This is a genomic window from Myxococcus sp. AB056, from assembly GCF_006547365.1.
GTDB lineage: Bacteria > Myxococcota > Myxococcia > Myxococcales > Myxococcaceae > Myxococcus > Myxococcus virescens.
The window spans coordinates 1-19688 of record NZ_VHLB01000126.1 but is presented as its reverse complement, the minus strand read 5'-3'; the positions used below and the strand labels follow the sequence as shown (position 1 = coordinate 19688).

The following is a 19688-nucleotide window of genomic DNA, read 5'->3' as shown; positions in this document are numbered from 1 at the left end:
GGGGGGAGATGGTGGGGAGGGTGGAATGTGGGCTCATAAAGGCCAGTGCGCAAATCCGGGCGGGTCGAAAGGTCTAGGTTATATAGGGCGCGCCCATGTCACTCGACCTCAAGCGCGCGGCCTCAGAGCCCATCTCCTCCGTCGACATGCTGTTGGCTGGATTCCGAGCCGCCGAGAAGCCCAGCGGTGCGCACCGTCTGGGGCTCGAGCATGAGAAGTTCCTCTACCCGGTGGGCGCCGCGGAGCCTCCGACCTATGAAGGTGAGCGGGGCGTCGGCGCGCTGCTGAACCGGGTGGCCTCGGCGGGCTACACGCCGTTCCGGGAGACGCCGGAGTCGCCCGTCATCGCGCTGCAGCGCGGTGGCGCCACCATCTCCCTGGAGCCCGGCGGCCAGGTGGAGCTGTCCGGAAGCCCCTTCGTCACCGCGCGCGAGGCGCATGCGGAGAACCTGACGCACCTGTCGGAGGTGTCCTCCGCCGCGAAGGAGCTGGGCTTGCGGCTCGTGTTCCTGGGCTACCGCCCCTTCGGTACGACGGCGCAGATGCCGTGGATGCCGAAGACGCGCTACCTCATCATGCGCCGCACGCTGCCGGAGCGCGGCCGGCTGGCGCTGAACATGATGTTGATGACGTCCACTGGCCAGGTGTCCCTGGACTGGGCGGACGAGGCGGACTGTGTCCGCAAGACGGTGGTGGTGGCGCGGCTCGCCCCGCTGATGAATGCGTTGTACGCCAACAGCCCCATCGTGGAGGGCAAGCCGTCGGGTTACCTGTCCTTCCGCAACCGCGTTTGGGACGAGGTGGACCCCACGCGATGTGGTTACCTGCCCGCGTTCTTCGACGGCTCGTTCTCGTATCGCGCCTATGTGGAGTGGGCGCTGGACGCGCCGCTGCTCTTCCTGCGGCGCAACAACGAGTACCTGTACCCGAAGCTGACCTTCCGGCAGTTGATGAAGGAGGGCTTCGAGGGCAAGCCGCCCGACCTGAACGATTGGACTGACCACCTGTCCACGCTCTTCCCTGAGGTGCGGCTGAAGACGGTGATCGAGGTGCGCGGCGCGGACTGTGTGAATCCCGCGATGACGGGAGCGCTCGCCGCCCTCTGGCGCGGCATCCTGTACGACGCCACCGCGCTGGAGGAGGCCGAGCGCCTGTTGCCGAAGCTGACCTACGCCGAGCACCTGGCCTTCCATGACACGGCGCGGCGCGAGGGACTGGGCGGCCGGCTGGGTTCGCAGGAGCTGCACCGCCTGGCGGCGGAGATGCTGGCCATCTCCCGCCGGGGCTTGATGCGGCTGGATGCGCAGGATGCGCCCCTGTTGGACGCGCTGGACGCGGTGGCCGCGTCGGGGCGCTCGCCCGCGGTGGCGGTGCTCGAGGCGTGGGAGAAGAATCCCCGCCCCGAGGCGCTGCTGGACGGCTTCAGCCTGTGACGTGGGGGCGGGCTAGAACTGCCCGCCAATCATCACATTGCCGTTGAAGAGACTGCCTTTCTCGTCGGCGTTGGTGACGGGGTTTCGGAGGAGGCCCTCCCCGCCGACGAACCGGTACGTGGCGCGCGCTCCGGCCACCATGTTGCCGAAGCGGTAGTCCAGGCCCGCGGCCAGCGGGAGCTCCGTCTGCCAGTCGTTGTTGTAGAAGCGGTCCGCGCCGTCCGAGGGGTTGAGGTAGCTCAGGCCGACGCCCGCGCCGACGAAGGGGCGCCACTTCTCGTCGATGAGCGGTCCCGCCTTGGCGAGCAGGGTGGCGTTGTGGCGCCAGACGCCTTCGCCATCGCCGTTGTTGCGCAGGCGCGAGTCGTCGATGGGGAAGCGCTGGCCTTCGTAGCCGACCTCGACGCCGCCGTACTGCCAGGGATAGGCGCTGGCGTTGATGCCCAGCAGCGGGCCCACCTGGGTGTTGTTGCCGAGGTCGCCGGTGAAGTCGCCGAGGCCCAGCCGGACGTCGACGCCTACCAGCGGCCGCTCCTCGACGCGCAGCCGCTCGCCCACCTGCTGTGCCTCGATGGCGAAGGCGGGTCCCGCCATGCCCAGCGCCGCCGTGGCGACTCCACCCACAATCGAACGTCGCATCGCATTCCTCCCCGGAAAATCAGTCACCGGAAAGCTGGCCATCTGTCGCCACGTCTACAGAGAGAGCCGCAGGGACGCACGGTGGCCTGGATGGCCGCGGGCGCATCGGCCCACGGGGCGAAGGACGCCGTGACTTGTGCGCGGACGAGCGAGGAGGGGCTCAGCGGCGGCCGAAGAGCTTCTTCAGTCCGGACAGCACGCCACCCGGGCGTCGCTCCGGCTCAGGGACCAGCGGCGAGCGGGCGATGAGCGCGTCGAAGGTCGCGTCATCCAAGTGCTCCGTGGCCAGAGACACCACGTGCCGCTTCACGCCAGGCAGGGTGGCTTCGAGCGACAGGGCCCCATCGACTGAGAGCGTGAGGTGAAGTTCCACCTCACCCGCGCGCTCCACGTTGAGGGTGAGCCGGCCGAGGTACTCGGCGTCGGACGCCTGCGTGGCTGCCCCCTGGAAGAGGGCCAGCTCGAGTGGACCCGGTACAGTGGGGAGCACCAGCGTCTTGGTGGCAGGTAGGCGGGTGTTCCGGTCGAGGACGCGGCGCAAGGTGCCACCGCGCTCGGCGACGGCGAGCGGCGAGGACAGCACCTCGGAGACAGTGGCCGCGGGCTTGCCGGCCGCGGCCAGCAGGAGCCCCTGTCCGAGCAGCGCGGCGCCCAGGGCCACGCTGCCTCGAGTGTCCACGTCGTCGCGCACGCTCACGCCCAGGCTCTCTTCGAGCCGGCGGCGGACCAGGGGCGCGGCGCTCTGCCCGCCGACGAGGAGCACCGCGTCCAGCCCCTGGGGGGAGAGCGCGTTGGATTCGAGCACGTCGCGGACCACGGTGGTGACGCGCTGGGCGAGGTCGGCGGTGAGGGCTTCGACTCGCTCCCGGTTGATGGGGGGCACGGTTCCCGAGGGGAGGGTGACGTCCACCTGCTCCTGGCTGGAGAGGGCCACCTTCGTGGACTCGGCGGCGGTGCGCAGGGGGGCCCAGTCGAAGGGATGGTCCGGCTTGGGCACGCCCTGTTCCGAGAGGTCGCTGGCGATGGCTTCGGCGATGCGCGCATCGAAGTCCATACCGCCGAGGGTGGCGTCGCCTCCGGTGGTAATGACCTCGAGGTCATCGCCTGTGACTTGCACCACGCAGACTTGGAGACCGCCACCACCCAGATCCACGACGAGCACGCGTTTTCGCGCGAGCCCTCGGCCATGTGCGTACGCGAGCGCCGCCGCCGCGGGGGCGATGAGGATGCGCTGGGCATCGAGCCCCGCGAGCGTGGCGGCTTCGCGAAGGGCCGCGCACTGGCGGTCGGTGAAGTGCGTGGGGGCGCAGATGACGGCGCGGGTTGCCTTGCGGCCCAGGTGCGTCGCGGCGGCATGCTTCAGCTCGCGAAGCAGCATGGCCGTGAAGAGCGTGGGTGAGATGACGCGGCCTCGGACCTCCACGGCGGAGTCCCCATTCGTGTCCGTGGTGACGGGGAAGGGGAGCAACGGGGCGAGCCAGCGAAGTTGCGGAGAACGCGGCTTCAGGCCCAGCAGCCGCTTGAGACCGGAGATGGTGCGGCGGGGGGCACGTTGGCCTTCCGTCTGAGCCGTGGCGCCGACGACGAGGTCGCCGGTGCCGTTCACCGCGATGAGTGCGGGAAGGTCCGTGGTGTTGGTGCCAGGGAGGGGAATGAGCTTGGGCATCCCGTCCTGGACGACGGCGACGCGCGCATGTGAAGTGCCCAGGTCGATGCCCAGCACGACCTCGGGGAGCGCGGGCGTCGAGGCCGGCTGGGGAAGGGGGACTTCGAGCAGGGCACGCCGGCGGTTGCGTGGCACGTCCGCGTCCTGAGGGACGGTGGGCGTGGGCTCGGATTCGGTACGGGCTGGGGCTGCTTCCGTGTTGGACAGAGAAGCTTCATCCGAGGCCACGCCGGGGCGCACGCTTTCGGGAGCGGCGGTGCGCTCATGCGGTTCGGCAGTCGCGTGTGTCGGCTCTGGTGGTGGACTCGACTCGGCCGAGGGGGCTGCACTGGCTGCCGCCTGGGGCGGTGTGTCACCTGATGTGGAGGCGTCCTGCGAACGCTCAGCGGACTTCGCACCCGGAGCGGAGGGCGCCGTCTTGTCGACGCCAGGTGCGCGCGGGAGCGCGGCAATCGTCCGTGCGGATGATGCCTCGCCGGGAGCACTGCCAGACGGGTCATCCGTGTTGGTCGTCGTCGTAGATTCGGACGCGACACCCGGGCCACTTTTTTCGGTGGTTGGTGCTGCTGCTTGGGGCTCGGTAGCTGCCTCGTTGCTTGCCTCGGCGACGGGCGCATCGCTCAGTGGTGACGTCGCGGCGGGGGGCTGCGTGGTGGATGCGTCGCCTGCTTCGGCGTCGGACTGGGCACGAGGGCGCGCGGCCGTCGCGGACGCCTCCGGGGATGCTACGTGACCTGCCTCGACGGTGGGCTCGACGCTTGTGGTCGAAGTGGCAGTTGGCGTTTCAGTCGGTGATGCGTCGCCTGCTTTGGCATCGCGCGTTTCGCTCGCGGGCGCCGCCGTCCCGGAGGATGTCGGGGCTGTTTCGTTGCCCTCGTCGGTGTCGGGCTCGACGCTTGTGGTCGATGCCTCTGCGGTTGCTCGAATCGTGGATGTATCGCTGCCCTTGGCGGAGGGCTCGGAGTTCGTGGTCGCAGATGTCGCGGAGGGTTCCGTGGCTGCTTCGTTGGCGGGAGCGGTGCCCGTAACTGGCGTCGTCGCGGAGGTTTCCGTCGTTGCAGGCGTGCCAGCTTCCGCGCCGATTGGGGTGTTCGCCTGAGAGACAGATGCTCCGTGGGGCGCCGCTGCATCTGCATCCGTCGCCGGGGCGGAAGTTTCGTCACCGACGGCTTCGTCGAGTTCAGCGGGCGCCGGTCCACCAGGACCAGGCGGGGATACAGGGAGCGCGGACGCGGAGGGCTCGGCTGCTGCATGCGCATCGTCGCCTGTCTCCAGCGCGGGCGGGACACGAAGCAGCGTTTGAGGCGGCTCCACTGGCTCGTTCGAGGCCAGTGCGTCGGAGGCTTTCGTCGTCAGGTCCGGAGTCGCGGTAGCTGTCGGCGCAGTGCCGGCGTCGGTTGACGAATCCTCCGGGAGAAGAGGCGCTTTGGCGGGCTCACCGAGGCCGTGTCGCTCGGCTACGGCATTCGCATTGCCACCTTCATCCTCGGACGCCGCGAGGCTCGCGGTGATGGCGAAGTCGAGCCCGTCACTCGAATCAGCTTCAAAGCGCGGAGCGACAGGTCCCGGCCGCGCGTCCGCGTCTTGTGTGCTCGGAGCCCCTGAATCAGTGAAAGCACTCCCGCTGAGCGCGTCAGAGGCATCAAGTGGGCCCGTGTCCGCCTCACCGGTCACGGCATGCGCGTCCGTGCTGGGCGCAGGCTCATCCGGCACTTGCTCGGACTCGGAGGACGGAGCCGCCGTGCCGGAGTCCGGCACTTCCGCACGTGCGTCATCATCCGCCGTAGCAGCCTCGGAACTGGGCGTGAGTTCCGGCACCGCCACCGTGCTCGCGAGAGCGGCTCCGTTGGCAGCTACCGTGTCAGGAACTCCCGTCGGCGTGCCTTCGGCGCGCGGCTCCTCCCGCGAGGGTTCGCAGGGGGGAATCGAGGCACGCACCGCATTCGAAACCTTCGCGCCGGGTGTGCGGCGAACGAGTCCCGGAGGGGGCGCGGGAGCAGGGGCCGGAAGAGGGGGCGTGACCTGGGCGGGAGCTTGTGGCTCCACGCTTCCGGTACGTTTCGACACCACCCGGTCGATGAGCGCCTTGCTTGCTGCGTCCAGCTTCACGAAGCGCACCGTCATGCCGGTACGCCCGCCCATCGCGTCCACCTGGGCCTTCACGACGACGCCTTCGCCGCGAAGCAGGCGTGTCCCATCGGCTAGGACGAACTCGAACGCCAGCCCGGTACCTTCGGGCTTCATGGCGCGCGTGGCAACGAACACGCCACCGCGCGCCACGTTCGAGCCGTACTTGTCGATAAACTCCTCCTCCGTCGTGTACGGGAGGCGGATGCGAAGCGGGAGGAGCTTGGACGCTGTCCCGCTCATTTCAAGGGAATCCGCACATCCCCCCCGGAGCCCTGAAGCAACAGGTGTAGCCCGTCGTCCCGAAGGGCCTCCGGAGGAAGCTCGAACAGGAGGACCACGTCGGTGCGCTCGTCTGGAGCCCAGGTGCGCCGAAGGGGCCGGGTGCCCCCGACGACCTGGGCATCCCGGGCCACGGTGTACGACTGGCCTTCAGCCCCGAAGAGCTTCGCCCCGTCCAGGTCCAGGGTGAGCGGCGCGCCGCCCACGTTCTGCGTCATGAGTTGCACGCGGAAGAACAGGTCCTCGGAGGTCAAGCTCACCTTCCCCGAGCCCTTCACCGAGTGCGACGCGTCCAGTCCGGTGAGCTTCACGGACAGGGTCTCCAGGCGCACGGCGTCGTTGGGGGCGGGAAGCTCCCATGCGCGTTCGGTGGGGACGTTGATACCCGCGGCCAGGCCCGCGAGGTTCGCGTTCGGGTCTCCGCGCGTGGCCTCGGGGCCCTGGGAGGGACGGCCGCCCTGGTTCACCCGGTCCACTTCCTGGCGGAGCTTCTGAAGCGTCCGGTCGTCACCCGTACCCGCGTAGTCAGGCACGGACTCCTCCTTGCAGCCACCCAGGACGAGGGCGGCCGCCAGGAGTGCCACGGAAGCGGAGGCCCGGTGGTTCATCACGCGGTGCCCACGCCCTTCACCAACTCGTACAGCTTCTCCAGCGCCGCGGGGAGCTTCGAGGCATCAGGGCCGCCAGCCTGGGCCATCTCGGCCTTGCCGCCGCCCTTGCCGCCGACTTCCTTGGCCATCTCGCGCACCAGCGCGCCGGCGTTGATGCCCTTGGCCACGACGTCCTTGGTGGCCGCGACCAGGATGATGGCCCGGCCGTCCTTCTCGCCGCCGATGGCGACCACGCCCGAGCGGATGCGGTCACGGAGCTGGTCCGCCATGCCGCGCAGGACGTTGTCATCCGCTGCGTCCACCTGGGTGGCCAGGACCTTCATGCCATTCACATCGCGAGCCTGCTCCAGCAGGTCCTTGCTGCTGGCCGTCTGCGCCTTGACGGCCACTTCCTCGACCTTGCGCTCCAGTTCCTTCACGCGCTTCTGGGTCGCCTCGACGCGCTTGGAGACTTCCTTCGGGTTCGACTTGAGCAGCTCGGCCACTTTGCGCAGCTCGTGCTCCTGCTCGCGGACGTACTGGAGCGCGCCGATGCCCGTCAGCGCGACGATGCGGCGCACGCCGGACGCTACGCCGCTCTCGCTGGCAATCTTGAACAGGCCAATGTCACCGCTGCGGCGCACGTGGGTGCCGCCGCACAGCTCGGTGGACTCGGGGTGTACGGTGACGACGCGAACCGTCTCGCCGTACTTCTCGCCGAACATGGCGACGGCGCCGGACTTCTTCGCGTCCTCCAGGCTCATGATGCGCGTCTCGGCCCCCGCGTTGTCGCGAATCCAGCTGTTGACCAGGTCCTCGACCTGCTCGAGCTGCGCGGACGTGGCGGGCGAGAAGTGCGCGAAGTCGAAGCGCAGGTAGTCCGGCGCTACGACGGAACCCGCCTGCTTCACGTGCTCACCAAGCACGAGCTTGAGCGCCTTGTGGAGCAGGTGCGTCGCGGAGTGGTTCGCACGGATGGACTTGCGGCGCTCCGAGTCCACGCCGGCCTGGACCATGTCGCCAACCTTGAAGGTGCCCTCGGAGACTTCCACCGAGTGGACCACGAGGCCCGGCACGGGGCGTTGCGCGTCGGTGACCTTGGCCACCGCCTTGCCGCCGTGGCCGACGATGCGGCCGGTGTCGCCCATCTGGCCACCGGACTCGCCGTAGAAGGGCGTGCGGTCCAGGACCAGCTCCACCGTGTCGCCTTGCGTGGCCTGCGTGACTTCGGCGCCGTCCTTGACGATGGCCCGGATGCTGCCTTCGCCTTCGTGTCCCTCGCCCTCATAGCCGAGGAACTCCGTCGTCCCGAGCCGCTCCGCCAGCTTCAGGTAGACCTCGCCCGTGGCCTTGTCGCCAGAGCCCGCGAACTTGTTCTTGTCCGCCTCTTCCTTGAGGCGCTCCTCGAAGCGGACCAGGTCCACGTCGAGGCCGCGCTCCCGGGCGATGATCTGCGTGAGGTCCCACGGGAAGCCGTAGGTGCCGTGGAGCAGGAAGACGACGTCGCCGGAGAGCTGCTTGCCGCCGGCCTTCTGCAGCTCGGACAGCTCCTCCTCGATGAGCTTGAGGCCGCGGCTGAGCGTCTGGCGGAAGCTCGTCTCCTCGTGCCGGCAGACCTCCAGGACGAAGGTGCGACTCTCCCGGAGCTCGGGGTAGGCGTCGCCCATCAGCTCGATGACGCGGTCGACGACCTTGAAGAAGAAGACGTCCTCCAGGCCCAGCTGCTGGGTGCCGTGCCGGATGGCGCGGCGCATGATGCGGCGCAGGACGTAGCCGCGGCCCTCGTTGGAGGGCTGGACGCCGTCCGAGATGAGGAACGCCGCCGCGCGGCTGTGGTCCGCGACCACGCGCTGGGACGCGCCGGACTCCTGCGAGTAGGGCTTGCCGCACAGCTCGCTGACGGTGGCGAGGATGTTCTGGAAGAGGTCCGTCTCGTAGTTGGACCGCTTGCCCTGGACGACGGAGGCGATGCGCTCCAGGCCCGCGCCCGTGTCGATGGACGGCTTCGGCAGGGGGATGAGAGGGCCGTCCTTCTCCTTGCGCTCGAACTGCATGAACACGAGGTTCCAGATTTCGAGCCAGCGGTCGCAGTCACAGGCGACGCCCTGACACTTCTTGCCCTCGGCCTCTTCGACACAGGGGATGTCGTCGCCCTGGTGGTAGTGGATTTCGGAGCAGGGGCCGCAGGGGCCGGTGTCGCCCATGGCCCAGAAGTTGTCCTTGAGGCCGAGCTTGTAGAGGCGCTCGGCGGGGACGCCCTGCTTCTTCCACAGCTCGTAGGCCTCTTCGTCCCAGGGGGTGCCGCCCTCGCCGTTGAACACGGTGACGGCGAGCCGGTCGGTGGACAGGCCGAGCGTCCGGGTGACGAACTCCCAGCCATACGCGATGGCGTCGGCCTTGAAGTAGTCGCCGAAGGAGAAGTTCCCGAGCATCTCGAAGAACGTGTGGTGCCGGGCGGTGAAGCCGACGTTGTCGAGGTCGTTGTGCTTGCCGCCGGCGCGCACGCACTTCTGCGACGTGGTGGCGCGGCGGTAGTCGCGCGTCTCACGGCCGGTGAAGACGTCCTTGAACTGCACCATGCCCGCGTTGGTGAACATCAGCGTCGGGTCGTTGGCGGGCACCAGGGAGGAGGACGCCACACGGCGGTGGCCGCGCTCCTCGAAGAATTTGAGGAACGCCTCGCGGATCTCGGAGGCGGTCAGGGCGGAAGGCATGGTGTGGGTATATGCCACAAGAGGCGGCTTCGCAGGAGTTCTTGGAGGTTGCATGAGGTGCCGGACGACCCCGGGAACCCCGGACTGACCCGGTTGGTGGCCCGGGCGGGGGCCAGCGGGACGCGGGCTGTGGGGGCAGGGCGATACCGGCGGCACATCAGGTGTGAGACGTGGGCGCCAACATCGCCCTCGCTGTTTCGGCTCCAAGGATTCCCGCCAGACGGGCGACCTGACCGGCGTGTGCTTGAGCGGCAGGTGAAGCCGTACCGTTGTCACGGACCACGGATGGCGCTCGGCTTTGTCCAGCCCTCTCGCCGTGAGTCATTGGCGTATTGGAGGCTCGGTGCTTCGATTCGCGTGGCCTACTTTCGTTGACTGCGTGACGGTATCCACGGGTGAGGGATGCAGGTTCCGTGACTGCCCGGAAGGCTGGCGGCCGTAGCGTGTCGTCAGTCGAGTACACGGACTGCCACTGGAGTGAGGCAGGACGTTTTCGGAGGGCCAGGCGACTTCGATGGGACCAAGGCTTGTTGCCCAGGTTCCGTGCTCGCGTGTGACCTCATTGTCTGATTCGGCGGCACCTGAGTCGTCCGATTTGACGGGGGCAACTCCACGCGCCCTGCTGCGACGAGGCCTGAATGCCGCCCGGGAGGGAGGCCTCATCTGTGCCACCCACAACCTCCGCAAGCGCTGACTCGCGGTGGCCGCGTAGCCATCTGCCGCGACCGCGCGGCGGGCCGATGTGTCTCGTCTGGCCTTGCTCCCAATCTCGTTACCGCCACAGGCTCCTGGCTACATCGGCTTGGTGGCGAAGGGGAGCGTTCCGGTATACGCCGATGCGCTGAACAATCCACTGTACGATACGGAACCAGCAGGGTTGTTTGTACTGAAGGGGGATATGTACGAATTGGTCTGAAGCAATGAAGGAGGCCAATGAGAGGGCTGGAAGCGGGCTCGACGACCGGGCGTCCTGGGGAGGCTTGTAGATGTTGATGAATTGAAGTCTTGGCAGGAGCGATATCTGCAAAGTCCTAGGTGGCTCAGAGCCAGAGTTCATCGTCCCAAACTTGATGTGCAATAGGCAGGAGTCGAATGGGTGCTCGACCCGAACCCCAAGGGGTTGCTTCAAAGTGGAATTTTACCAGGCCCTTTGCTCACCTCCTTTGTCCGCTTCGGAGTTGGCTTCGACCGTTCTTCATGAGGCCGCCCATCACTGCCGAGAACAGACTGGGAGAGCAGTTCCTGATGTTGGGACTAAGTGTGCTGCGAAAGCTATCGCTGAGGCCTGAAGATGATGCGATGTCTGTGGTTGTTGTTGGTGTTCTGGGGGGCGTGTGCATCCCGAGAAGTTGTCGAAGATAGTGGAGTTGATGAACCCGAAATTCCTGGTGGAAAGTGCTTCTGGTCAGTCCATGAAGGGGGCGCCGAATGCGTGGTTGAAATTGGCACTGAGACGCGTGTTCGAGTTGGTGGGACTGCCGAAGACATCAGAGGGGTAGAGGGGTATGGAAAGTGGAGATGGGCATGTGGTGAGGGACGGGAAGTCTGCGGCACCATGGTTAGGTGCACTTGCCCATTTCCTGTTACGTCCCCTGCTGGTGGGCCTTGAGCGGCAGGACTGATGCGTTTTCGCGAGTGAGGGATTGAAGAAGGGCTGTCAGGCCGCGGGGTTGCGTGCGCAATGGGTGACAGGATTCGTGCACCACCCGACGGGTGCTCCCGCTGTTCGCCTCACCCGGTGGGAGAGATGTGCACGAAGCTCGCTTCGTGGCAGAAGGCACAGGGATGGGGTCGGCGAGCCCCATCCCCCCCCTGTGTCCGGCTTCGCGACCAGAGCGGCTCGGGGCGAGAATGAGTCGAGCATGGGGCGCGAGGATAGCAGCGTCGCCTACTGCGACAGGCGCGCCTGCCGTGAGATGAATGGGTGACAGACCCACGCGACCCGCGAGGCATGCGTCATGGGCGCCTGGGACTGGTGGTGGCGGCCTTCGCGGCGGGCAAGAAGGGGATGGAGCAGGCCGCGCAGCTGGCCGGGGCTGTGGGAGCCCGGACACGAAAGCGGCTGGGGCTGCCACGCTTGGTGGTGGGCTCGAAGCTCTGGCGACTGCAGGAGAAGCAGCGGACGGACGGTCTGCGCGAGACATTGAGGGACCAAGCGGCGGAAGTGCTGGAGGACCTGAACACCCTTCGCCCGGCGTTTCCGCTGAGGCGTGGTGCGCATGGACGGCAGGAGTTTGTGGACGACGCACCAGGGCGAGGTGAAGGGCCTGGAGGCCGTTGCCAACGACGAGGAGGGGGGCGACCTCTGGAGGCTGGGGTCGCGGCGGGCGGTGTTCACCAGCGCGATGGCGGCACCCGGCCTGGGCCTGGATTTCCTCGGCGCCAAGGCGGGGGAGTCTCCGGCCTTTCGGCAGTTTTCCCCACGAGTGGCGTAGGCGTATGGCGAGCACTTCGGAGTCGTGACAGCCGATGCGAGGCTGTCGGTCGCACCGAATGCAGCCCTGGTACGAGAGGCCGGCAAGTACTGCTGCTTCGGGTTGATGGGCAACCAGCCCATCCTCCACGAGTACGCTAGGCGGGCCATCGCCGCCAGGCAATGGCCGGCCCGCTCGCGCACCGAGGTTCGGGCGCACGGCAAGTCGGTGGTGCGCAAGTTGTGGGCACACGCGCTAGCACCCGGCGAGGTGGACTTTCCCGGAGCGCGCCTGCTGCTGCTGGTGCGCCAGCAGCACTGCGATGACGAGGACAATCTCCTTAAGGAGGACTACCGCTACGTCGTCACCTCCGACGACAGGCGGGATCGGTCACACCGACTGAGGGCTTGTCGGCCCTTCCTTCGCTGCTGGCCTCCTCAGTCCCCGCAGTGCACGGCGCCCCGGCTGAACGGCGGAGCTTGGCCGCACCGCGCCTCACTCTCATGAGGCTCCCTTACGAAATCGCAAACACCCGAGAACGCATCAGGCCTAGCCTCGCAGGGGCGCACCCAGGCTCCCGGTGGACGTCGTCTGGCTCATGGCCTACACCGCCTGCCTTACCATGCATGCCACGCAGGGTGACGTACTGGGCGCTGTGCGTTGCGGCGCATGATCCAGGGCGATGACCAAAAACTGATCGAGCGGCTGGCTTGAGTCTGCTCGGTGGAATGGGGCGAGCTGAAGACGGAGCGCCCCTCGCTCTGCTTTCCATCGCGGCTGCTCGCCATTCAGGTACCCGAAGAGGCGTTCCCGAAACGACTCAGCATTTCTTCCACGTACTGGACGCCCCGAGCCGTGATGGCTTTGCCCTTCTGGGTGTCCTGCGCGTAACCACCGTGCAGGCGGAGTGCCTTGGCCGCGTTCGGCGCGGCGTAGGTGACACCCAGCTCCCCCCAGAAGCGCGACGTCGTTCCAGAGGTCACCTCGAACTCCGCATCCAGCGAGCGTGCGAGATAGAGGGGGATGAGTGACCGCACGAGCTGGTCCTTCTGCTTGCCCGCCGAGATGAACTCCTGCTGCCGCGGATGGCTGTGCAGCGCGGAGAGCAACTGGTCCACAGCCGTGCTGCCATTCCCGGTCGCGGGCGAAGCGGTCTCCTTCGCGGGGCGCGCTCGCTTCTTGGCCTTCGTAGTCGGGCGGGCCGCCCGCTTCTCCGACTTGGCTCCCGTGCTGCTCTGCGCCTGCCGTGCTGCGGGCTTCTTCTTTTTCGCCCCCGTGCGAGGCGCCTTCGCCGTCACCTTTCGGGCAGGCGCAGGCGTAGCGGCCTGGGCAGCCGCAGGTGCGACAGCGTCGGTGGTTACCGCACCACGCGGCGGAGTGCGCTCTGCCACGGTCGGCTCCGGCGGCGCGTCGTCGGACGGCTGGGAGACGACTGGCCTGGGACGCGGCGTGCGCTCGACCACGGTCTGCTGCGTGGCGCCACGGGGAGGAGGTGACGGGAAGTCCGAGGCCCGGGGCGCGGCTGTGTCTCGGGACTCCTTGAGTCCGAGGCGCGCGCGCACCTCACCCACGATACCGCCCAACCCCACGTTCTGGAGCAGACCTTCCAACCGGGACGTGAAAGACACCTGGTGAGCCCTCCTGGAGACGCGCACATTACCCCATGAAGGCCACATCCCCGAGCGGATGGCTCGATTCCTGCCAGTCCTGCTGCCGTGGAGGAGGTGGGAGGCACCGGTTGTGGGGGCCTCAGGGGCCGAGCCCGAGCCGCTGTGCCGTGGACATGCCGTCCGGGTTCGCGCCCCCGCGCTGTGTCCTTCCCAGCGCATCCCCAGGTCTGAACAGACACCCGGGCTGACAGAGGCGGGGACGGCCCTCCGGGCGGGAGTCGCCATGACCCACTGTCTTCCATGTGCAAGGCCATGCAACTGTTCGCCAATCGTCAGACGGCGTTAGACTCTCCGGACTCCTTCCCTGCGCATGCAGCTGCTTTCCTCCGCCCTCGTCCTGTTGCTCCTCGCGCCTTGCGCGGCCCTGGCTCAGGGTGACTCCCGTATTGCCTTCCTGGGCAAGCAGCTCCAGAAGAGCAAGGACCCGCGCTCGCGCTCGCAGGCGGCGCTGGTGCTCGGCGCCACGGAGGACCCGGAGGCCGTGCCGCTGCTGTGTAACGGGTTGAAGGACGAGAGCGAGCTGGTGCGCGCGGCCGCGGCGAAGGGGCTGGCGAAGCTGCTGGAGCCCGGCGGGCTCGACTGCCTCCAGGCCCACAAGGCGGACGCGGACGCGTCGGTCCAGACGGCGGTGCGCGAGGCCGTGGGGGCCCTGAAGGAGTACCAGTCCCGCCCGCCGCGCTTCTACGTGCATCTCGAGGCGGTCAAGGACCGCACGGGCAAGCTCCCCGCCGACCTGGTGAAGGCGACGGAGGCGCGGCTTCGCTCGCGGCTGATGCGGAGCGGGGCCCAGCTTGCGCCCGCGAAGGAGACGAAGGCGGCGGCGAAGGGCACGCTGAAGAAGCTTCGGGTGCGGGGCTACCGCATCACCCCGGAGCTTCATGCGACGGACGGCGGCGGACTACGGGTGGCGCTGGTGTGCCTCACCTACCCGGACTTGTCGCTGATGGGGCAGGTGGAAGTGAATGCCGCGGGCGCTCAGCCTGGCGATCTCCTCAAGGCGCTGGTACCTCGCGCGGTGGAGGAAGCGGCGGAGACCTTCGAGTGGAGCAGCGAGACATGACGACGACCACGGCGCCCCTGACGCCAGCCAAGCGGCGCTGGCGCAACTTCCTTCTCGAAACGGGCTTCCAGCTCAAGCTGACGGCGTACATCGTCTCGGTGACGCTCGTGCTGTCGGCGCTGCTGGGCGTATTCCTCGTGAGAGGCGCGCAGGCGCTGATGCGCGAGACGGCGACGGCGGTGGAAGCCCGCTCCCGCGCGGCGGAGGTCAGCCGCGAGCTGTCCGGCGCCACGCTCTCCAATGAGCTGCTGACTCGGATGGACGACCCCACGTTCGAGGCGAGCTTCCGCGAGAAGGCAGGGGCCATCGACGCGGCCTACGAGGCCGAGCGTGCCGCCATCGTTGCCCAACGCGCTGAGCTGGAGCGGCAGCAGAAGCTCACCTGGTGGGCGCTCGGGGGCTTTCTGGTGGCCTTCATCGCGGTGGTGGGATTGGGGACCATCGTGGTGACGCACAAGGTGGCGGGCCCGCTCTTCCGCATCCGCCGCATGGTGCAGGAGGTCCACGACGGCCGGCTGCGTCCACCCCAGCACGGGCTCCGGGATGGCGACGACCTCCAGGACCTCTTCGATGCCACGCGGAAGATGGTGCAGCGCCTCCGCGAGCAGAACGAGGAGGACGCGAGGACCTTGGCGAACGTCCTCCTGGCCGCGGAGCGCACGGGCGCTTCCCCCGAGCTCATCCACGAGCTGCGCGCCCTGGATTCGCGCTACCGCACCCGGCTCGAAGACTGAGCCCTTCCGGGGCTCACCCCCAGGACCGCGCGGGTCCTGGCTCCACGGTGAGTCCCGTCTCCTTCAGCATCGCGTGGATGCGCAGGCGCGCCTGGGCCCACGGAAGCGCCTCGACGCGATAGCCCTCCAGTGCGTTCATCAGGTGGCCGCGGTAGCTGGGGTGTCCCGGGTCCGAGATGATGACCACGCCCCGGTCCGTCGTCGCCCGGATGAGCCGGCCCACGCCCTGGCGCAGTTGCAGCAGGGCGCGGGGAAGCCGGTAGTGGAGGAAGCCCATGTATTCGCCGCCGCTGCGAGAGAGGGGCTCCTCGCGCGCGGCCACCAGCGGACGCATGGCGGGCTCCAGGGGCAGCTTGTCGATGAACACGCAGCCCACGCCGCGACCGGGGATGTCCACGCCCTGCCAGAAGCTCTTGGTCCCCAGCAGCACGGTGCCCGTGTCCTTCTCCTGCCGTGCCGCCAGCGAGCGGCTGTGCCCGCGTGACTGCCGCAGCACCTCGATGCCCAGTGGGTCCAGCCGTCCGCGGACGCTCGTGCCCACGCGCTCCAGGCGGCGCGTCGACGCAAACAGCCCCAGCACCCGGCCTCCCATCGTCTGTGCCAGGCCCGAAATCCGGAGCGAGGCCCACTCCACGAAGGCTTCCTCGTGCGCACGAGGCGCATCGGTGACGAGCACGACCAGCGCCTGCTCATGCAGCTTGAAGGGCGTGGCCGCGCGGACCAGTCGGGGCGCAGGTCGGCCTCCGCGCCCGTCGAGACCCAAGCGCCGGAGGACGAAGGGGAAGCCGTCGCCAGTGCCCAGCGTGGCGGACGCGAGCACCAGCGTGCGCTTGCTCTCCGCGAAGTCCTTCGACACGTAGGCGGAGACATCCACCGGCTGGGCGCTCAAGCTCCACCGCTGCCGCTTCGGTTCCGCGGTGGCCGCGTAGCACCGTCCTGGCGCGGCTTCTCCGGACAGCTCGCCCGCGAGCACCGCCAGTTCGCCAAGCTCGGTGTTGGCACCTGACAGCTCCCGCTCCAGCGCGGGTTGTCGAGCCGCCAGCTCAGGAAGGGCGGCCAGCACGCGCACGGACAGCAGGACATGCAGCGCCTGGAGCGCGCCGCGCACGCCTTCCAGTCCTTCGCGTACCGGCTCCCAGGCGGGCAGGGCGCGCACGGTCGCGGTGATGCGCAGCTCCGGAGAGTACGCGCCTTCATCCGGGTCCTCGCCCACGGCTGTTGCGGTGGGCTCGCACAACTCCGTCACGCGCGCACCGAGGTCACGCGCGTCGTCAAGCAACCGGCGAAGGCCATCCTCCACCTCGCCCATCAGCGAACGTGTCTCCGTCCGGCGCGAAGCGCTCAGCGCCTTGCGCAGCTCGGCGAACAGGCCGCGCCGTCCGTCCCTGCCATGCAGCCGCTCGGTGAGGCGGAGGAAGGCCAGGTCCGACAGCTCCAGCGTCAGCGCGGTGGTGGCGACATCCTCCACCTCGTGCGCCTCGTCGAGGACCAGGTGGTCCAGCTTCGGGTAGCGCGCGGGCCACGCGAAGGCGAGCGACTGGTTGATGACCAGCACGTCCGCCTCACGGGCCTGCGCCACGGCCGAGTGATAGAAGCAGCGGTGGAAGTGTGGGCACTTCTCGCCCAGCGTCGTCGACGCCTCGGAGCGCACGGCGGGCACCAGCGCCATCAGCACCGGGAAGCGCTCGCGGAACCAGTGGCTCAGGCGGTCCAGGTCTCCTTCGCCACTGCGACGCAGGTACGCACGCAGATACGCCCGGGGGGCGCGCGCGGAGTGCCCCATGCCGGGCTCCACCCGAGTGGCTTCCAGCGCGCGGCGGCGGCACAGGTAGTTCGTCTGGCCCTTTAGCAGTGCGTAGCCGAAGGCGCCCTTCGTTGCGCGGTGAAGCCGAGGCAGGTCCTTCTCCAGGAGCTGGTCCTGGAGCGTCTTGGTGTGCGGCGCCACGCCGACCTTGCGTCCGTTTCGCGCCGCGAAGAGGGCGGCGGGAGCCAAGTACGCCAGCGACTTGCCCGTGCCCGTGCCGGCTTCCACCGCGAGTTGCCCGCCGTCCGACAGCGCCCGAGCCACCGCCTGCGCCACGTCGAGCTGTGCGGCCCGGCTCATGAATCCTTCACCGGCCTGCTCCAGCGCGCCGCCAACGCCCAGCAGCGCTGAGACCTCGTCCGGACGCACGGGGAGCACGGGCGCATCCGCTTCTGGCTCGGGCAGCGCCGTGGCGCTTCCCGCGCGCCGCCGTTCCGGCTTCCCACGAAGGAAGCCCTGGGCCTCCAGCGACAGCGGCGCAGCTTCTTCACGGCACGCGGCGGCCAGACGCGACAGCAGGTCCACCAGCGGCCATTCCTCATAGTCGAACGCGCCGCTCGCGCCGTCTTTCAGGCCCACGCCCTCCATCGCCAGGCGCAGCTCCGCGCCCTTGCGCGGGTCCAACGCGGCGAGCAGGTCCACCACGTCATCGCCACGGCCCTCGCGGACGCAGCGCTCCATGGCGTGCACCAGCACCGAGTACACCGCCTCGCAGTCCGACACCGCGCGGTGCGGCTGGCGCAGTGCCAGCCCGCCCCAGCGCAGCAGCGACTCCAGCGAGTGGCTGGGCAGCTCTGGGTGCAGGTAGTGCATCAGCTCGCACGAGTCGAGCACCGGGGCGCGGATGGGCCCCAGCAGGTCCGGCAGGAAGCCTTTTTCAAAGGGCGCGTTGTGCGCCACCACCGTCCAGCCGGAGAGCTTCTCGCGAAGCTCGGCGATGTCGGTGCCGAAGCGCGGATGCCCTTCGAGGTCCGCGTCCGTCAGGCCCGTCAGCCGCCGGATGGTGAGGGGGAGGGGCCGCGACGCCGAGTACAGGCGCGCGAAGCGTTCCACCTCGCGCCCGTTCTCGAAGAAGATGCAGCCCAGCTCGATGACCTCGTCCACGCGCGGATCCAACCCCGTGGTTTCGAGGTCGAGGAACACATGCCGGGTGAAGAGCTCCGCCGCGCCGCCCATTCAGGCCGCGGAGACTACTCCTCTCGGCGGCGCTGCCTAGAAATCGACCAGCGTCCGTCAGTCGACCATGAAAACGCCGGAAATCATCTTGTTCATGGCGCAGCCGTACACCAGCTTGCCGGACTCCTTCGGCGTGAAGGCAATCTCCACCGGCTGGTCGAGCGGCAACGGCGTGTTGATGTCGTAGCCGTCCATGACGACCTCGGTGGCGCAGGTGTGGTCCGTCTTGCGCGTCACCACCAGCTTCACCGGCTCGCCCTTCTTGAGGCTCACCGGGCTGGGCTCGTAGCCCTTCTCGGTGACGGAGAGCTCGACGATGCGCACGCCGTTCTCCCGCTTCTCCGGGACCGCGGGCGCCTTCGCCGCGTCGGCGTCCTTCGTGCACCCTTGCTGGGTGATGCCCACCATGGCGGCCGTCGCGGCCAGGGCGAGCCAGGGCTTGATGATGCGGGAGATGAACTGACGCATGGATGTCTCGGCGGTGTGGGGCGTACGCCCCGCAGGGATGGCCCTCAGGCCTCGTCCGCGGGGGCACTCTCGTCGGAGGTGGAGGTGACGGGCTCGAAGCGCAGCAGGGCGTGGAGCGGGACGAAGACTTCGTGGCCCTCCTCGCCCAGCAGCAGGTCGAACCGGCCCACGCGCATCAGCGGAAGCTGGAGGGTGATGCCGTTGCGCAGCACCATCCGCACCGTCTGCCCGATGTGGTCCAGGAAGGCGCGCGGGTCCGAGTGGGGGCGCTTGTCCGGCTGACGCGCCACCGCGGACGGCTTCTGCGTCAGCTTGGCATCGCGCTCCAGACCGGGCAGCAGCCGCTCCCAGTCCGTGCGCCGGGCCAGCAGCACCACCTGGAGCTTCTCCAGGCGGCCCGTGCGCTCCAGCGTGAAGGCGATGGGCTCCTCGGCCTGCAGCGTGTCCAGCAGGGAGCGCTCCGCCAGCACCACGGAGACTTCTGCCTTGTCGCTGATGAGCCCGGCCAGGAAGTCCGCCACCACGGCGTTTTCGACCTCGCCGCGCGCCTGCTTGATGGCCGCCTTGCGCTGGGTGCGCTCCTTGCGGGCCATGAACTCGGCCACCGTCATGCCGCTCTGGAGCACGCCGAAGGCGTCACCCAGGGACAGGCTGGGCGTCTGGCCCATCAGCTCGTACACTTGGTCGAAGCGCTTCGCCTCCTCGGCGTGCAGCTTGCGCCAGATGCGGCACTTCATCTTCCCTTCCAGCTCGCCCTTCGCGATGCGGGCGGGGACGCGCTCGCGCACCGCCAGCGCCTGAATCTGCTCGGGCGTGGGGGGCGGCCGGGGCGTGGATGGCCGGAAGCCGCCGGGGCGTCCGCCGAATCCGCCACCGGGGGCTCTGCCCGGAGGCGCACCCGTGCCAGGGCC

The 19688-nt window shown here is 68.7% G+C and carries 12 protein-coding genes and 1 pseudogene; 4 read left to right on the top strand and 9 right to left on the bottom strand.

The window, feature by feature from the left end; translation table 11 throughout:
• The first annotated feature begins 95 nt into the window (after positions 1-95).
• Positions 96-1433 carry a glutamate--cysteine ligase gene (locus FMP39_RS34030; protein WP_011555757.1) on the top strand — a complete coding sequence of 446 codons (1338 nt, stop codon included), beginning with the start codon at positions 96-98 and terminating at the stop codon, positions 1431-1433.
• A 12-nt stretch (positions 1434-1445) separates the two neighbouring features.
• Here FMP39_RS34030 and FMP39_RS34025 read toward each other — a convergent pair whose 3' ends face one another.
• The 5 genes and pseudogenes from FMP39_RS34025 to alaS form a co-directional block, all read right to left on the bottom strand.
• A complete protein-coding gene (locus FMP39_RS34025; protein ID WP_228558572.1) occupies positions 1446-2072 on the bottom strand; it encodes a hypothetical protein in 627 nt (208 codons plus the stop codon).
• Positions 2073-2232: 160 nt separating this feature from the next.
• Positions 2233-3966: an Hsp70 family protein gene (locus tag FMP39_RS34020; RefSeq protein ID WP_141594177.1), complete on the bottom strand. Its 1734-nt coding sequence runs from the start codon at positions 3964-3966 to the stop codon at positions 2233-2235.
• A gap of 1845 nt (positions 3967-5811) precedes the next feature.
• A pseudogene (locus FMP39_RS34015) lies at positions 5812-6108 on the bottom strand (TIGR02266 family protein); the annotation flags it as partial.
• Positions 6105-6758: a DUF4352 domain-containing protein gene (locus FMP39_RS34010; RefSeq protein ID WP_141594174.1), complete on the bottom strand. Its 654-nt coding sequence runs from the start codon at positions 6756-6758 to the stop codon at positions 6105-6107. The gene FMP39_RS34010 and the pseudogene FMP39_RS34015, both read right to left, overlap by 4 nt.
• Positions 6755-9451 carry an alanine--tRNA ligase gene (gene alaS, locus FMP39_RS34005; protein ID WP_141594173.1) on the bottom strand — a complete coding sequence of 899 codons (2697 nt, stop codon included), beginning with the start codon at positions 9449-9451 and terminating at the stop codon, positions 6755-6757. The genes FMP39_RS34010 and alaS overlap by 4 nt, the downstream gene beginning before the upstream one ends.
• 2219 nt (positions 9452-11670) lie before the next feature.
• On the opposite strand from alaS, the gene FMP39_RS34000 reads away from it, so the two are divergent.
• Complete coding sequence (locus tag FMP39_RS34000; protein ID WP_141594172.1) at positions 11671-11886, top strand: hypothetical protein; 216 nt, start codon at positions 11671-11673, stop codon at positions 11884-11886.
• A 767-nt stretch (positions 11887-12653) separates the two neighbouring features.
• Here the strand turns inward: FMP39_RS34000 and FMP39_RS33995 are convergent.
• Positions 12654-13493, bottom strand: a complete 840-nt coding sequence (locus FMP39_RS33995; RefSeq protein ID WP_141594171.1) for a hypothetical protein — start codon at positions 13491-13493, stop codon at positions 12654-12656.
• 352 nt (positions 13494-13845) lie between these two features.
• Between FMP39_RS33995 and FMP39_RS33990 the strand changes: the two genes are divergently transcribed.
• Together FMP39_RS33990 and FMP39_RS33985 are read left to right on the top strand one after the other, a co-directional pair.
• A complete protein-coding gene (locus tag FMP39_RS33990; protein ID WP_141594170.1) occupies positions 13846-14595 on the top strand; it encodes a HEAT repeat domain-containing protein in 750 nt (249 codons plus the stop codon).
• Positions 14592-15329, top strand: a complete 738-nt coding sequence (locus FMP39_RS33985) for a signal protein (RefSeq protein ID WP_141594169.1) — start codon at positions 14592-14594, stop codon at positions 15327-15329. The genes FMP39_RS33990 and FMP39_RS33985 overlap by 4 nt, the downstream gene beginning before the upstream one ends.
• A gap of 13 nt (positions 15330-15342) precedes the next feature.
• Here FMP39_RS33985 and FMP39_RS33980 read toward each other — a convergent pair whose 3' ends face one another.
• From FMP39_RS33980 to FMP39_RS33970, 3 genes are all read right to left on the bottom strand, one after another.
• Entirely contained in the window at positions 15343-18309 is a 2967-nt protein-coding gene (locus tag FMP39_RS33980; RefSeq protein WP_141594168.1) for a helicase C-terminal domain-containing protein, read from the bottom strand.
• Positions 18310-18366: 57 nt separating this feature from the next.
• The gene (locus tag FMP39_RS33975) at positions 18367-18777 is read right to left on the bottom strand and encodes a cupredoxin domain-containing protein (protein WP_011555745.1); all 411 of its coding nucleotides are present in this window, start codon (positions 18775-18777) and stop codon (positions 18367-18369) included.
• A 44-nt stretch (positions 18778-18821) separates the two neighbouring features.
• On the bottom strand, positions 18822-19688 hold an 867-nt coding region (locus FMP39_RS33970), incomplete at its 5' end, for a hypothetical protein (protein WP_228558571.1).